The following is a 15,654-nucleotide window of genomic DNA, read 5'->3' as shown; positions in this document are numbered from 1 at the left end:
CGGTCAGCGTGGGGCATCCTGCAACAATCGTGAGCATTTGTCACTTGAAGGCCTGGGGATGGCGGGCTGTATGGGCGACCGTTTCAAGCGTTAAAACCAGCGCTTAGGGATGAGCAATCAGGCCGGTCGTGATAGTCTTTCTGACAATTTCATGGCTGTATTGATTACGTTTCAGGGGCGCACCATGCATCTCCATATTATCGGTATCTGTGGCACTTTCATGGGCAGTCTTGCGCTGCTCGCGCGTGAACAGGGCCACCAGGTCAGCGGCTCGGATGCCAATGTCTATCCACCGATGAGTACGCAGCTTGCCGAGGCGGGTATCACCTTGATGGAGGGCTACCGGGCGGAGCATCTGGATGCCTCTGTGGATCTGGTGATCGTCGGCAATGCGCTTTCCCGCGGGAACGTCGAAGTGGAAGCGCTCCTTGATAGCGGCCTGCCCTATACCTCCGGCGCCCAGTGGCTTGCCGAGCATGTGCTGCCAGGGCGCAAGGTCATTGCCATAGCCGGTACCCACGGCAAAACCACCACGGCCAGTCTGCTGGCCTGGCTTCTGGAGAGCGCAGGGCAGGCGCCGGGGTTTCTGATTGGTGGTGTGCCGCGTAATTTTGGCGTATCGGCACGGCTTGGTGATCCTCAAGGGCCGTTCATCGTCGAGGCCGACGAGTATGACACTGCCTTTTTCGACAAGCGCTCGAAGTTCGTCCATTACCGTCCGCAGATCGCCGTGCTCAATAATCTCGAGTTCGATCATGCGGATATCTTCCCTGACCTTGCGGCCATCGAGCGCCAGTTCCACCATCTGGTGCGCACCGTACCAAGCCAGGGGCGGCTGCTGGTTGCCGATGAACAACCCGCCCTCGAGCGCGTGCTGGCCATGGGCGCCTGGACGCCGGTCGAGCATTTCGGCGAGCAGCCAGAAAGCAGTTGGCAGCTGTGTCTCGAGCGCCCGGATGCCAGCCGTTTCCAGGTGATTCACCGACTGGAGCAGGGGGAGGAGGATGGCGTGGTCGAATGGTCGTTGAGCGGCGCGCACAATGCGCGTAACGCCCTGGCCGCGCTGGCGGCGGCCCGCCAGTGCGGGGTGGATATTGCTCGTGCCTGCGCGGCGCTGGCGCGCTTTGAAACACCGCGGCGACGTCAGGAAGTGCGCGGCGAAGTCAACGGCGTTCAGGTGATCGATGACTTCGCCCATCATCCCACGGCCATTGCCGCAACCCTTGAAGGGCTGCGCGCTACCACCACCAAGGGCCGGCTGCTGGCGGTGATCGAGCCGCGCTCCAACACCATGCGCCTGGGGTCACTGCGTGATCGGCTGAACGAGAGCATCCGCGATGCCGACCGGGTGTACTGGTATCAGCCGGCCACTATCGAGTGGTCGATGGAGACGCTGGTAGCCGAGCAGGGCGCCAGGGCGCAGCTCTACCGCGATATCGAGTCACTGGTCAGTGCGGTGGCTGCCGAGGCTGCACCGTTGGACCGCATCGTGGTGATGTCCAACGGCGGCTTTGAAAACGTGCACGAGCGCCTGCTTGAAGCGCTGGCCAACCGGGAGCCCGTGGCATGAGCGATGCACCGTTCAAGAAACCGATAACCGTGGCGCTGACCGGCGCCTCCGGGGCACAGTACGGCTTGCGCTTGATCGATGTGCTGGTCGAGGCCGGCCATGAAGTGTGGGTGATGATCTCCAAGGCGGCCCATATGGTGATCGCCACCGAAACGGACACCCGCCTGCCTGCGCAGCCCGAACGTCTGGCCGAGGCGCTGAGCGCACAAAGTGGCGCCCGGCCAGGCCAGATACGCTGTTTCGGCCGCGAGGACTGGATGGCGCCGGTAGCGTCGGGCTCCGGGGCGCCTTCGGCCATGGTGGTCTGCCCATGTTCCACCGGCACGCTTTCAGCCGTGGCGACAGGCGCCAGCAACAATTTGATCGAGCGCGCGGCGGACGTGGCCATCAAAGAGCGTCGCACGCTGGTACTGGTGCCTCGGGAAAGCCCGCTGTCGCCCATTCACCTGGAGCACATGCTGGCGCTGAGTCGGCTGGGGGTCGTGATACTGCCCGCCGCACCGGGTTTCTATCATCGCCCTCAGCATATCGATGACCTGGTGGATTTCATCGTGGCGCGGATCCTCAATCAGCTGGGTATTGCGCACACTCTGGTGCCTCGCTGGGGCGAGCAGGCAAATGCACTCCAAGACGAGAATGCAAATAATAATGCTAAGGACCAACCATGACCTGGGCTACGCTCTCCATTTTTGTCCCCACCTTCCTGTTTGTCTCGCTGACGCCTGGCATGTGCATGACCCTTGCCATGGTGCTGGGCATGACTCAGGGCGTTAAGCGTACGCTCTGGATGATGGTCGGCGAGCTTCTGGGCGTAGGCCTTGTCGCCGCCGCGGCTGGCGCGGGGGTTGCCGCGCTGATGCTGCGTCAGCCCGAACTGTTCATCGCGTTCAAGTGGATAGGAGGTGCCTACCTTGCCTATCTGGGGATCATGATGTGGCGCTCACGCGGGCGCATGGCGATCCCCGCCGAGCTCGATGCCGGGCCTGCCGCGGGGCGTTTGCAGTTGGCCATGCAGGGTTTCGTCACCGCCGTTGCCAACCCCAAGGGCTGGGCGTTCTTCATGGTGCTGCTGCCGCCTTTTCTGGACAGCAGCCGTCCGCTCGGCGGCCAGCTCGGACTGTTGATCGCGGTGATCCTGCTGATCGAGTTTGCCAGCATGCTGATATATGCCACAGGGGGTAAAACGCTGCGCAAGACGCTGGGGAAAAGCGGCAATGTGCGGCTTTTAAACCGTATTGCCGGCTCCTTGATGATTGGCGTAGGGCTCTGGCTGGCGCTGGGCTAAGGGCTCAGACCGGTGGAAAGAAGACGATGCGCGCGCAGATCAGCACGAGCGATGCCAGGCCCAGCCACGGCCATGGGCAGGGCCTGAGCGACGCACGCGGATAGCTTTGCCAGCTTAGACGCACCAGCGCGCAGACGACCAGCCCCAGCAGCGCGCCGCCTACCAGATCGCTGAACCAGTGCACGCCAATGACCAGCCGCGAAAGCGCCATGGGAACGGCAAGGGCTATGGCCACCCAGTACACCCAGGCGCGTCTTTTACGTGGCAGCTCAGAGGCGATGAACGCCGCGAGCAACCCGAGGACGACAACCGATGTCGAGGTATGTGCACTCGGGTAAGAGAGCGAGCCTGTCAGATAGTCGGGAGTGTCAGGGCGGGCGCGGCCAAAATAGGCCTTTCCGACGGTGTTCAACAGTGCAATTCCGCCAACCGCCGCCCCCCAGTGCAGCAGGGCATCGAGGCGCTTGTTGAACAGCATCCACACTGCCCAGGGCATCAGCAGAACCGCGATGCCCAGTTTGTCGCCAATCTTGGCAAACACCGCGCCGGTCGAAATGAGGCCGCTGGTCTGAATCCACGCAAATAGACTCTGTACGTAGAGGTCCAGGTTCAACGGGCCGTCGTGATACACGACCAGCAGTGTCCAGCCCGACAGGCTTGCCAGCGCAATGATCAACAGCAGCAGTGAGGCGATTGGTACCTCGCCGGATTGGCTCATGGCAAGCCACGGGCGGCGCAGAAAAGGAATGCGTCTGGCCAGGCGGGCGATGGCCAGATATATCCGGCCTTGACGCCCCACCTGTGCACGTCCCCAAGAAAAGATGACCGCAAGCACCACGATGCAGGCCGCCAGTATCACAAGCGCTGTCTTGACGCCGGGGGGCAATAGAAGATGCTCTTGCCAGGTGCGCCCCAACAGATACCCCGGCAGCACATAGGCCGGTGCCCAGAGCACCGCCGAACCTACATTGGCCCACAGAAAAGTGCGCGGCGGCATGCGCATCATGCCTGCCACCAAAGGAATGATCGGCCTTACCGGGCCTACGAAGCGGCCAAAGAAAACCGAGTAGAGGCCGTAGCGTTCAAAAAACCGCGCGCCGCGACCTATCCATTCCGGGTGTACGGACAGCGGCCAACGCTTGGTAATCTGCTCGCGATGATGATAGCCCAGCCTGAAGCTCACGCCGTCGCCTATGACAGCGCCTAGAAAGGCAGCGATGACCACCCACAGCAGACTGACGGATTCATGACCCGCCAGCGACGCGGCTGCGGTAATCAGCACCACGCCAGGCACGAGAAGGCCGACCAGTGCCAACGATTCCGCCAGCGAGATCAGCAGAATTACCAGCAGCAGCATGGGCACAGAGAGCGAGAGCTGGTGAAGGGTATCGGCTAAAGACACATGTCACTCCTGAAGATAAAAGCCGTCATCCGTTTGCCAGCGCCTGGGCACGGCCATTGAGACGTTGTACGTAGCGTTCAAAGCTCTCTTTGTTCGGCAAGCAGGCGGCAATGCGCGCTTCGAACTGGCCGGTTTCAATCAATACGCACTGCGAGAGGGCGTAGTGCAGTCGTTCACGCACGAGCAGGGCGCCGCTCTCGCTGGTATCGGGCAACACCAGCCAGAACGTGGCCTCGCCAGCGCGGCCCAGTACATCATGGTCGCGGCAGCGGGCGTGTATTTCGTTGCATAGCGTGTTGAGCAGCGCAAGTTTTGCCCGAGGGCCGAACTGCTCTTCGGCCATATCCAGCTGAGGTAAATGGATCACTAACACGGCCAGACGCTTGTTCAGCATGGCCGCGCGCTGGAATTCGTTTTGCAGCCGCTCTTTCAAACTGGTGATATTCAACGCGTTACAATAACAGTCATTGGGATCGGTGGCGTCCAACAGCGCCCGCCGCCGGCCGTGCTCCCAGCGAGGTAGTGCCAGCAGAAGCAGTAACGCCAGATAACCAACTGCGTAATCGCTGGGTAAAACCGGATGGTCGACGGCGCTCCATACGAGCGGGCCGGCCAGCCCCGTCAAAACCAGCGCCGCCCATAAGGGTAGCAGCAAAAAAGCCGTTGCCATGGGCAGGCCAAGCCACATCGGCGAGGCGTAAGGCGGGGTGCAAAGCGCATTCAAGACCGCAAGGCAGGTAGCAACCAGCAAGAGAATCCGTGCGATGAAGCCTCTGGCCGTCTGGCCAAGGTGCAAAAGCAGGGCCGCCAGCAACAGCAGGGTCATGAAAGCCGGCACCAGCAGGCTCAGGTAGTTGCCCATGGCGTAAAGCCATAGTGCATAGCCCACCATCAATACAAGGCTTGCACTATAGGCCAGGGTCATCAGCCGATTTGGAAACGGGTGCAGGCTCACGTCGTGCTCCTGGTCATGGGAGCATGGCATAACCGATCAAGGGACAGCGTGGCAGGCTCTATGTCGATCAATGGTAGATAGTGGCTGGCTACGTTGTCGGCCAAGGCTGCCTGCAGCTGTTTGCGGCGCAGCGCTGCCTCCTGGGGGGAGCGGGAAAGCATGAGCGTGGCCAGACAGGTATTGTTCAGTCGATACGTATTTTCAAACGGGTAGGCGAGCGAGCAAAGCCTCTTGGCCGTTGCCCAGAGCTGACGGCGCTTGACCTTCAGCACGATAAGCTCAGCGTGGATGGCTTCGCGCTCGGCGCGGGTCTGTTCGCGGGGCAGGTCGCGCAGGAGTTGTTCGCCCGCCCAGAAGTTGGCGCCGGGAATAAGGCGTGAACGCTGGCGGATAGCCCCGTTCATGTCGATGAGCTGACGCGCTCTGGAAAGCGCCAGCATGCCCAGAATGCCAAGCAGGATGAGCATTAAGGCTCTTTCGGCAATACTTTGCTCCGGCGTGATCAATATCCAGCCAAGAGCCGCGGCACTTGCGTTGAACATGAAGGTCCAGCGCGGTTGGGGAAGCATGAACACGGCGGCCCACGCCCAGACAAGCAGGCCGTGCCGCTCTGGGGCGGTGGCTATCAAGCCCAGTAGAAGGGCACCGGGAATGACCTGCCACGTCAGGCCATGGGAGTAGCGATGACTGAAATCGAGCAGTAACGCGGTAATGACCAGCCAGCCAAACGATACCCAGAGTGCCAGCGCCACCACCGGCGTTGCCGATAGCGACCAGGCAGCCAGTACGCCTGCGGCCGCGATCAGGTTAGCCTTGAGAAGGCGAATTTTGTATTTGCTTTGCATGGTGGCTTACTATTCATCCTTGTCAATGCCGTTCATCCAGCCAGAGAGTGCACTAAGCAGCTGACTGGAATAGGAAATACAGGCACCCATCATAATTCAGGTAGCGTAGTATATTGCCTAGCACCGAGCACAATTGCCACGATTGTCCAGACCATGACCAGAGGGAGAGAGCATGAGCGTTTTAGCACCGTTTCACGATGAGGCCCAGCAGCAACTAGGCGCCGGCGACATCCCCGCGTACATGAAGACGCTCGGGAAAGCGGCGCGGTCAGCGGCAAGCGCGCTGCGTCGTGCTGAAACGGGGACCAAGAATCGTGCTCTTAATGCCATGGCGAACCGGTTGGAAGGCGCGCGCCAGCAGATACTCGATGCCAATGCTGATGATCTTGCGCGCGGCCAGGAAAACGGACTGGATAGCGCGCTGCTGGATCGCCTGGCGCTTAACGATGCGCGTATCGATGCGATGATCGAAGGGCTTCGTCAAGTAGCGGCGCTACCTGACCCGGTTGGCGAAATTGACGGCATGAGCTACCGGCCAACCGGTATCCAGGTCGGCAAGATGCGCGTGCCGCTTGGCGTGGTGGGCATCATCTATGAATCACGCCCAAACGTGACCCTGGAAGCCGCCAGCCTGTGCTTGAAGTCGGGCAATGCCTGCATTCTGCGCGGTGGGTCCGAGGCGCGCGCCTCGAACGCGGCCATCAGCGAATGCATTGCCCGAGGACTCGAGGATGCAGGGCTGCCTGTAAGTGCAGTTCAAGTAGTGGCCACGACGGATCGCGCAGCGGTCGGCGCGCTGATCAGCATGCCGGAGTATGTGGATGTGATCATTCCGCGTGGCGGCAAGTCCTTGATCGAGCGTATTTCTCGAGAAGCCAAGGTGCCGGTGATCAAGCATCTGGACGGTGTATGCCATGTGTATATCGATACCACGGCGGACCCGGCCAAGGCGCTGGCGATTGCGGTGAATGCCAAGACGCACCGGTATGGCACCTGCAACACCATGGAAACCCTGCTGGTGGATGCGCCGATCGCTGACCTGCTGCTGCCCGAGCTGGCGCGCGCCTACGGCGAGCATGGCGTCGAGCTACGCGGCTGTGAGCGCACCCGTACGCTATTGCCCCAGGCGCTTGCCGCTTCTGAAGAGGACTGGTACGCCGAATATCTGGCGCCGGTTCTGGCCATCAAGGTGGTCGATGGCATGGACGAGGCGATTGCGCATATCGAGCAGTACGGCTCTCACCATACCGATGCCATCGTGACTCAGGATTATTCGCTGGCGCGTCGTTTCATGGCCGAGGTGGATTCAAGCTCGGTCATGGTCAATGCCTCTACCCGTTTCGCCGACGGCTTCGAATACGGGCTTGGCGCCGAAATCGGCATTTCCACCGACAAGCTGCATGCGCGCGGGCCAGTGGGGCTTGAAGGCCTGACTACTCAGAAGTACGTTGTCTTCGGAGATGGCCAGGTTCGGCAATGAGTTCCAATGCACCAAGAATCGGCATGCTGGGGGGTACGTTCGATCCCATTCACCACGGCCATTTGCGCAGCGCAGTTGAAGCACGCGAAACCCTGGGGCTTGATCGGCTGCACATGATACCGGCACCCAAGCCGCCGCTGCGTGGCGAACCCCAGGTATCCGCCGAGCAGCGTCTGGCACTTCTGAAGCTGGGTATCGCGGATACGCCGGGGCTGCATGCCGATGACCGGGAGCTTCGCCGAGCCGGTCCCTCCTACAGTATTGATACCCTGATCGAGCTGCGTGAAGAGTATGGCCAGCAGGCCCGGCTGGTGATGATTATCGGGTTTGACGCGTTCTTGCGTCTTCCTCAGTGGCACAGGGCGCAGGAGCTTTTCGCCCATGCCCATCTGGCGGTCATGGCGCGCCCTGGGTATGCCACGCCCTGGCCTGATGAATTGACGGAACTGGTAGGCGCGCGCGAAGTCGAACAGGCGGATTCGCTGATGCATCGCCCAAGTGGTGGGGTCATGATGCTGACGCTGCCTTCGCAGATGGCGATTTCAGCGACCTACATTCGCCAGCGGCTTGGCGAGGGCAAAAGTACTCGCTATCTGCTTCCCAAGGCGGTAGAAGAAGCCATCAGGGCCGAGGGCTTTTATCGACACTTTGCGTCCCGTGGCGAATAGCGCTGGCAGTCATGCTGGAAGCCGTTACAATGGCCGGCTTTATTGACCAATTACTACATCATCGTCCGATTACCACACGGGCGATTACTACATGGGATTGTCTTCAGGAGTCATGCACATCGATACACTGAAAAACCTGGCGCTCGAGGCGCTAGAAGAACTCAAGGCACGCGATATCACCCATCTGGACGTTTCCAGCCTGACAGAGGTGACCGACCTCATGCTGATCGCCAGTGGTACTTCCACTCGCCATGTGGCGGCCCTTGCTCAGAATCTGGTGGAGAAGGCCAAGGCGGCCGGTCTTCAGCCGCGCGGTGTCGAAGGCGGCGACAATGCAGACTGGGTGCTGGTAGATCTGGGGGATATCGTGGTTCACATCATGTTGCCCGAGGCGCGCACTCTGTATGACCTGGAGCGCCTGTGGTCTGACCTGCCAAGCGAAGGCCTGTCCCGCGATGAATCGTTCGAACAATTCGAAGAGCGGGTCCGCATGTCATGAGGATCAGGCTGTTGGCGGTAGGCACGAAGATGCCCGCGTGGGTGGAAGAGGGCATTGAAACCTATCGTAAACGGCTCCCTCGGGATTTCAGCCTGGAAATAGAAGAGATCCCCCTTGGTCAGCGCGGCAAGAATGCAGATATCGTGAAGGCACGTGCCCAGGAGGCGCAGCGCATTCGCGACAAGCTGCGCGGTGATGAATACATCGTGGCGCTTGAAGTAAAGGGCAAGGCCTGGACGACCGAGCAGCTTGCCCAGGAGGCCGATGCCTGGCGGATGGAAGGCCGCGATATTGTCCTGCTGGTAGGCGGCCCGGATGGCCTGGAGCCTTCGCTGTCTGCCATGGCCGACAAGGCGTGGTCCCTCTCTGCGTTGACGCTTCCCCATCCGCTGGTGCGTATCATGCTCGCCGAGCAGCTTTATCGTGCCTGGACACTGCTGGTTGGCCACCCTTATCACCGCTAGGGCGGGTAACGATTGCCGTGTTCGAGCCGCCGTTGCGCCAATTGTCTGATTTGAGAGTTCCCTGTTGCCATGCGCCAGCGCCGTGACACGTTAAAAAATTCTGAACAAGAGCTGCGTATTTTCCGTGTCAGAGCGCTGCTTGCGGTTCTGGTCGTCATCGTCCTGGCCTGCCTGCTGGTTGGGCGGCTTGGTTATCTGCAGATCGTCAAACACGACATCTATACCACGCGGTCAGAGAAAAACCGCGTTCGCGTCGAACCATTACCGCCCAACCGTGGCTTGATCTATGACCGCAACGGTGTGCTGCTTGCCGAAAACCGGCCTACCTACAATCTGACGCTGGTGCGTGAGCGCGTCGATGATCTCGATGACACTTTGGCGCTGCTGGTGGAGCTTCTCGAGCTTCCGGAAGAGGACATCGAGGCGTTCAATGTACGCTCGCGCCAGCGTCAGCGGCCTTTTCAGCCGGCGCTTCTGATGAGCGACCTGAGTGAAGAGCAGATTGCCCGGCTCGCGGTGAACCGCCACCGTCTGCCCGGCGTCGAGGTCGAGGCGCAACTCCTGCGTTACTACCCGGACTCCAACGTCATGGCTCATACCCTTGGCTATGTTGGACGAATCAACGCCGAAGAGCTTCAGCACCTGGATGCCGGGCGTTATGCAGGCACCCACTTTATCGGCAAGACCGGCGTCGAGCGCTTCTATGAAGAGGAGCTGCACGGGGAGGCGGGGCTTCGCAAGGTTGAAACCAATGCCCGCGGGCGCGTGTTGCGAGAGCTTGGCCGCACCGATCCTGTGCCCGGTCAGAACCTTATGCTGACTATCGACAAGTCGTTGCAGACCCTGGCTTATGAGCTGATGGATGGTCGGCGTGGTTCGATCGTGGCCATTGCACCAGCCACAGGCGAAATTCTGGCCATGGTGTCGACACCAGGGTTCGACAGCAACCAGTTCGTGACCGGCATCGATGTGGCCTCCTATCGCGGGCTGCAGGAGGACCTTGATCTTCCGCTGTTCAACCGCTCGATCCGCGGCCACTATCCGCCGGGCTCCACCATCAAGCCGTTTCTTGCCCTTGCTGGACTTGCCGAAGGGGTGATTACACCGGATAGCACGATCAACGATCCCGGCTATTACCAGCTGCCCAATGATTCACGCCGCTACCGTAACTGGCTACGCTGGGGGCATGGGCGAGTGGACCTGGAGCGCTCGTTGGCGGTATCCAACAACACCTATTACTACACCCTGGCCCACGACCTGGGTATCGACAAGCTCGATGAGCGAATGAGTGGTTTTGGCTTTGGTCAGCGCGTTGCCCACGATGTGCAGGGTGAAAGCAGCGGCTTGATGCCCTCGCGGGAGTGGAAGCGTGAGCGTTTCAATCAGGCGTGGTACCCAGGCGAGACCTTGTCGGTGGGTATCGGCCAGGGGTATTGGCAGGTGACACCCTTGCAGCTGGCCAGCGCCACGGCAACGCTTGCCAATCGTGGCCACTGGGTAAAACCGCGTCTGGCGCTGCAGATCGGTGACGAGCCGGTACCGCATGATCTTCCTGGTACCCTTGACGACATTCACCTGGAAAATGACGCCTGGTGGGACCGGGTCTTCAGCGGAATGGAAAAGGTGATCAGCGGCAGCGAAGGCACGGCACGGCGAACCGGGGTAGGGCTTGAGTACCGCATGGGCGGGAAGTCGGGCACCGCTCAGGTGTTTTCGCTTGGGCAGGACCAGCGCTATAACGCAGAGGAGCTGGCCGAGCGCCTGCGCGATCATGCGCTGTTCATGGCGTTTGCTCCGATCGAAGACCCGCAGATTGCCGTATCGGTCATCGTTGAGAATGCCGGCGGCGGGAGTACGCATGCCGCTCACCTGGCGCGCGCGATGACCGATGCCTGGCTGTTGAAGGATGATGCCCCCGAGGCCGACGAAATACGCGAAGTTCTGGAAGAAGACAATGCCAACGTGGAGGGTAACTGACCTATGGCCTGGCAGACCCTGACCCGCCCTTTGCGCCGCCATCCCGTTCGCCCGCCCGATAGCGGTATCGCGCGACGCAGAAGCATCTGGGAGCGTATTCATGTTGATCCCTGGCTATTGGCGCTGTTGATCGTGCTGATGGCGGGCGGGCTGCTGGTGCTGTATAGCGCGTCGGGCCAGCGTATCGAGTCGGTTATCGCACAGGCCATGCGATTTGGTATTGCTCTGGTGGTCATGGTGTTTCTGGCGCAACTTTCGCCTACGACGTTCCTGCGCTGGGCACCATTTGCCTATGGTATTGGTGTCATCATGCTGCTGGCGGTGGAAATCGCCGGTGACATCGGAATGGGGGCCAAGCGCTGGCTGGAAATCCCTGGCGTGATTCGTTTCCAGCCTTCTGAAATGATGAAGCTGGCAGTACCGCTGATGGTGGCAGCCTACCTGAACCAGTGCCAGTTGCCGCCTCGCTTGCGCGATATCGTGGTATGCGCCGTCATCATTGGTGTGCCGGTCGTGCTGACGGCCATTCAGCCCGACCTGGGCACCTCGCTTCTGGTGGCCAGTGCCGCCGTTATCGTGGTGCTGCTTGCGGGGCTGTCGTGGCGTCTCATCGGGTTTGTCGTTGCGCTGCTGAGCGCTTGTGTGCCGCTTTTATGGATGAACATGCACAACTACCAGCGTCAGCGGGTGCTGACGTTTCTGGATCCTGAAAGCGATCCTCTGGGCTCGGGCTGGAACATCATTCAATCGACCACGGCCATCGGCAGTGGCGGGCTGTGGGGAAAAGGCTGGCTGGATGGCACCCAGTCCCAGCTCGAGTTTCTGCCCGAGCGGCATACCGATTTCATCATCGCGGTGCTGGGCGAGGAGTTCGGGCTGGTCGGCATGCTGGTGCTGCTCGCGCTCTATCTGATGATCGTCGGGCGAGGAATGTGGCTTGCCGCCTCTTCACAGGATACATTTGGGCGGCTGTTCGCCGGCAGCATTATTCTTACCTTCTTCATTTATGTATTTGTCAACGTGGGCATGGTCAGCGGCATTCTCCCGGTAGTAGGGGTGCCACTACCGCTGGTGAGTTATGGCGGCACCTCCAGCGTGACCTTGCTGGCCGGGTTCGGTATTCTCATGTCCATTCATGCCCATCGTCGGCTGTTACCGCGTTGATGGAAAAATAGGGCGTTGCGTTTTCAAAGGGAGTGGTGAGTTGATGAACAGGGCCCGAAAAAGTGCCGGCGGCGGTCTGGGTGCCGTGCTACTGGTATGTTCGATTCAGGCGATGGCTGAACAAGCACATGAGCCGGTAAACCTGCAGGAAAACGAGGGGGTTCAGCAACTGATTGACGAAGTGGCTGCCCAGGGAGTACCCGAGGCGTGGCTGCGCCATGCATTTGCCGAGGCCAACTACTCCCAGGGCGTGCTGGATGCCATGGACGGCGCGGCAGAGCGTCGCCTGCGCTGGTTCGAGTATCGCGATATATTCTTGACCCGTCAGCGCATCGAAGAGGGCGCTGCGTTCATGCAGGTACATGCCGATACGCTGGCGCGGGCGGAAGAGGTCTACGGTGTGCCGGGCAGTGTGGTTACCGCCATCATTGGCGTCGAGACCTACTATGGCCGTCACAAGGGCCAGCATCGCGTGCTCGACTCCCTGTCGACCCTTGCCTTTTATCACCCCAGCCGAGGCGACTTCTTTCGGGGCGAACTGGCAGCCTTTCTCGAGATCGCCTACGAGCAGGAGGTAGACCCTGCCGAGCTCTACGGCTCCTATGCCGGTGCCATGGGCTATCCGCAGTTCATTCCCACAAGCTATCAGGCGTACGCGGTCGATTTCGATGGCGATGGGCATCGTGACCTATGGGAAAACTCGGTCGATGCCATCGGAAGTGTCGCCAACTACTTTGCCGAACACGGCTGGCAGCGCGGCGGTGCCGTCTATCACGAAGCAACCGGGCCTGAGGAGCTTCCCGAGGCGCTCGTGTTCAATCAGACGTCGGCACCCAGTATCACCGTTGCTGACGTCAAGGCCGTGGGCATCGAGCCTCAAGAATCGCTCGATGACACCCTGCGCGTTGTGCCGCTGGCGTTTGAAATGGATGAAGAGCACACACGCTATCGCCTGGGCGAAAACAATTTTTATGTGATTACGCGCTACAACCATAGTCACCTGTACGCCATGGCGGTAGCAGAGCTTGCCGAGGCCATCGAGCAACAGGTCGAACAGGTCGAGGAGCAGGGATGAACATGCGGCAGACAGCGACGTGGCGATTAGGCGGTGCAATAGCCCTGGCGGCCTTGATCAGCGGGTGCGCCAGCAGCAAGACCCAGCGTGTGGAGGCGCCTTCCCAGGCGCAGCCATCCAAGCCTGCGGCCAGCAGCGCCAGTACGACCAGTGGCGGGCGCTATGCCATGAATGGCGATGCCTATCCGGTAGAGCCACCGGATGTGTCCATGGTGCCGGATGCCGAGCCGCGCATCGAGGAGCCTTCACGGGCGGGTAACCGTTCTACCTATGAAGTGTGGGGGAAGACCTACCACGTCATGCCCGACTCCCGAGGCTATGCCAAGCAGGGCACGGCCTCCTGGTATGGTGAAAAATTTCACGGCTATGCCACCTCCAACGGTGAGATTTACGACATGTACAAGATGTCGGCCGCTCACCGTTCGCTTCCACTGCCTACCTTTGCGCGGGTTACCAGCCTGGACAGTGGTCAATCGGTCATCGTTCGCGTCAACGATCGCGGCCCCTTTCATAGTGACCGTGAAATCGATCTCTCCTATGCCGCTGCCGCGCGCCTGGGGATACTGGACAACGGCACCGGGCGGGTAAAGGTCGAAGCGGTGGACCCGGAGCGCTGGCTGGCGGGCGATAGGGGCGCATCAAGCTCCACGCCGGCGGCTTCTTCAAGGCCACCCGAGGCTTCGCCACCGGGTGAGCAGCCCCGTCGCGTTGCCGCACCCGAGGCAGCGCCTGTACCTGCCTCGTCACCGGCAGCAGATACCGAAACACCGGCGGAGGGCGCCTTCTACCTGCAGATTGCTGCTTTGGGCAGTGCTGAGGGCGCGCAGCAGCTCCAGCAGCGTCTTCAAGGCGAACTGCCGCTTGGAGTGCGTGTGATGAGTGATGCCAACGTACATCGTGTCCAGGTGGGGCCGGTCGGTCCCGCCCAGGAGACACGAGCGCGCGAAGAGCTTCGCCAAGCAGGCTTTCCTCAAGTCTTTATCGTGAGATAATCCACTTTTTATACTCTTGGTGCCTGGCGCCGTTTTCTTGTAAGCGAGATGTTAGTGATGAATGTATTTATGTCGGTTCGCCGCTCTGCCCAACTTTGCCTGTTTGCGGCCATCACGGCGGTAGCGCTGCCTGCGGCGGCTCAGGAGTTACCCCAGCCGCAGCCTCAGCCCCAACCGCAGACCATTATCCCGGCGGCGCCACAGATAGCGGCCAGCTCCTGGATTCTGATGGATGCCAACAGCGGGCGTATCCTGGCCGAGCACAACTCCGATGAGCGCCTGCCGCCGGCCAGTCTTACCAAGCTGATGACGGCTTATCTGGTAGAGCGCGAGCTCGACCGCGGTACCATCAAGCCCGAAGATATGGTCAATGTCAGTGAAAACGCCTGGCGTACCGGTGGCTCCAAGATGTTCATCGAGGTCGGCAATCAGGTCGCGGTGGATGACCTGCTGCACGGGATCATCATCGTTTCCGGCAACGATGCGAGCGTGGCCATGGCCGAGCACCTGGCCGGTGGTGAAGGCCCGTTTGCGGACCTGATGAATCAGCATGCGGCGCGTCTGGGCATGGTCAATACCCACTTCGAGAACGCCACGGGTCTACCCGGCGACAATCACTACTCGACTGCTCATGACCTGGCACGGCTTTCGCGCCACATCATCAATGACTACCCTGAGCACTACGCTGTCTATTCCCAGCGGCACTTCTCTTACGGCGGCATCGACCAACCCAACCGTAACCGCCTGCTGTGGCGCGACCCTTCCGTTGATGGCCTGAAGACCGGCTGGACTGAAGCCGCAGGTTACTGCCTGGTATCGTCTGCCGAGCGTGACGGCATGCGGCTCATTTCCGTGGTAATGGGTACCAGCTCCGAGGAAGCGCGCGCTCAGGAAGCCCAGAAGCTTCTGAGCTATGGATTCCGCTTCTATGAAACCATGAAGCTTTATGAGCGTGGAGCCGTGCTTTCGACACCGCGTATCTGGGGTGGCGATATCAACGAGCTGCGCGTCGGCGTTGACGAAGAGGTCTACATGACCTTGCCGCGCAACCGTAACGAAGAATTGCGCGCGCGTCTGAATCTCAACTCCGAACTGCAGGCGCCCATTGCCGTAGGCGATGATGTCGGTACGCTGGAAGTCTATCTAGGTGAAGAAATGGTCGGCGAGCGCGATCTTGTTGCGCTTGAAAACGTTGAAGAGGGCGGCCTGTTCAAGCGTCTTTTCGATCAGGTTCGGCGCTTCTTCAGCGGCTTGATTGCCAACTTTACCGATTAATCG

At 60.5% G+C, this 15,654-nt stretch carries 15 protein-coding genes; 12 read left to right on the top strand and 3 right to left on the bottom strand.

What is annotated here, in order from left to right; genetic code table 11:
- The first annotated feature begins 184 nt into the window (after positions 1–184).
- The 3 genes from mpl to HW452_RS12465 are packed head-to-tail and all read left to right on the top strand — an operon-like array spanning position 185 to position 2,855.
- Complete coding sequence (gene mpl, locus HW452_RS12475) at positions 185–1,570, top strand: UDP-N-acetylmuramate:L-alanyl-gamma-D-glutamyl-meso-diaminopimelate ligase (RefSeq protein ID WP_224106436.1); 1,386 nt, start codon at positions 185–187, stop codon at positions 1,568–1,570.
- The gene (locus tag HW452_RS12470) at positions 1,567–2,238 is read left to right on the top strand and encodes a flavin prenyltransferase UbiX (protein WP_224106435.1); all 672 of its coding nucleotides are present in this window, start codon (positions 1,567–1,569) and stop codon (positions 2,236–2,238) included. The genes mpl and HW452_RS12470 overlap by 4 nt, the downstream gene beginning before the upstream one ends.
- Complete coding sequence (locus HW452_RS12465) at positions 2,235–2,855, top strand: LysE family translocator (RefSeq protein ID WP_224106434.1); 621 nt, start codon at positions 2,235–2,237, stop codon at positions 2,853–2,855. The genes HW452_RS12470 and HW452_RS12465 overlap by 4 nt, the downstream gene beginning before the upstream one ends.
- A gap of 4 nt (positions 2,856–2,859) precedes the next feature.
- On the opposite strand, the gene HW452_RS12460 is transcribed toward HW452_RS12465, so the two are convergent.
- From HW452_RS12460 to HW452_RS12450, 3 genes are read right to left on the bottom strand one after another with little or no spacing between them, the layout of a single operon-like run.
- Positions 2,860–4,257 (bottom strand): bifunctional DedA family/phosphatase PAP2 family protein, encoded by a 1,398-nt coding sequence (locus HW452_RS12460; RefSeq protein WP_224106433.1) that lies wholly within the window; start codon positions 4,255–4,257, stop codon positions 2,860–2,862.
- Positions 4,258–4,282: 25 nt separating this feature from the next.
- Entirely contained in the window at positions 4,283–5,212 is a 930-nt protein-coding gene (locus HW452_RS12455) for a diguanylate cyclase domain-containing protein (protein ID WP_224106432.1), read from the bottom strand.
- Positions 5,209–6,057, bottom strand: a complete 849-nt coding sequence (locus HW452_RS12450) for a hypothetical protein (RefSeq protein ID WP_224106431.1) — start codon at positions 6,055–6,057, stop codon at positions 5,209–5,211. The genes HW452_RS12455 and HW452_RS12450 overlap by 4 nt, the downstream gene beginning before the upstream one ends.
- A gap of 172 nt (positions 6,058–6,229) precedes the next feature.
- Between HW452_RS12450 and HW452_RS12445 the strand changes: the two genes are divergently transcribed.
- The 9 genes from HW452_RS12445 (at position 6,230) to HW452_RS12405 (ending at position 15,651) form a co-directional block, all read left to right on the top strand.
- Positions 6,230–7,537 carry a glutamate-5-semialdehyde dehydrogenase gene (locus tag HW452_RS12445; protein WP_224106430.1) on the top strand — a complete coding sequence of 436 codons (1,308 nt, stop codon included), beginning with the start codon at positions 6,230–6,232 and terminating at the stop codon, positions 7,535–7,537.
- On the top strand, positions 7,534–8,205 hold the full coding sequence (nadD, locus tag HW452_RS12440) for a nicotinate-nucleotide adenylyltransferase (protein WP_224106429.1): 672 nt from the start codon (positions 7,534–7,536) through the stop codon (positions 8,203–8,205). Before HW452_RS12445 ends, nadD begins: the two co-directional genes overlap by 4 nt.
- A 112-nt stretch (positions 8,206–8,317) precedes the next feature.
- Entirely contained in the window at positions 8,318–8,704 is a 387-nt protein-coding gene (rsfS, locus tag HW452_RS12435; protein WP_224106428.1) for a ribosome silencing factor, read from the top strand.
- Complete coding sequence (gene rlmH / locus HW452_RS12430; RefSeq protein WP_224106427.1) at positions 8,701–9,168, top strand: 23S rRNA (pseudouridine(1915)-N(3))-methyltransferase RlmH; 468 nt, start codon at positions 8,701–8,703, stop codon at positions 9,166–9,168. Before rsfS ends, rlmH begins: the two co-directional genes overlap by 4 nt.
- 69 nt (positions 9,169–9,237) lie before the next feature.
- A complete protein-coding gene (mrdA, locus tag HW452_RS12425) occupies positions 9,238–11,145 on the top strand; it encodes a penicillin-binding protein 2 (RefSeq protein ID WP_224106426.1) in 1,908 nt (635 codons plus the stop codon).
- Between the two features lie 3 nt (positions 11,146–11,148).
- On the top strand, positions 11,149–12,309 hold the full coding sequence (gene rodA, locus HW452_RS12420; protein WP_224106425.1) for a rod shape-determining protein RodA: 1,161 nt from the start codon (positions 11,149–11,151) through the stop codon (positions 12,307–12,309).
- Positions 12,310–12,352: 43 nt separating this feature from the next.
- Positions 12,353–13,384, top strand: a complete 1,032-nt coding sequence (gene mltB / locus HW452_RS12415; RefSeq protein WP_224106424.1) for a lytic murein transglycosylase B — start codon at positions 12,353–12,355, stop codon at positions 13,382–13,384.
- Positions 13,381–14,376, top strand: coding sequence for a septal ring lytic transglycosylase RlpA family protein (locus HW452_RS12410; protein WP_224106423.1), 996 nt, complete (start codon positions 13,381–13,383; stop codon positions 14,374–14,376). The genes mltB and HW452_RS12410 overlap by 4 nt, the downstream gene beginning before the upstream one ends.
- A gap of 57 nt (positions 14,377–14,433) precedes the next feature.
- The gene (locus HW452_RS12405; protein ID WP_224106422.1) at positions 14,434–15,651 is read left to right on the top strand and encodes a D-alanyl-D-alanine carboxypeptidase family protein; all 1,218 of its coding nucleotides are present in this window, start codon (positions 14,434–14,436) and stop codon (positions 15,649–15,651) included.
- Positions 15,652–15,654 lie beyond the last annotated feature (3 nt).

The organism is Vreelandella aquamarina, from assembly GCF_020075495.1.
GTDB lineage: Bacteria > Pseudomonadota > Gammaproteobacteria > Pseudomonadales > Halomonadaceae > Vreelandella > Vreelandella aquamarina_A.
This window is presented reverse-complemented; position numbering and strand designations above follow the sequence as displayed.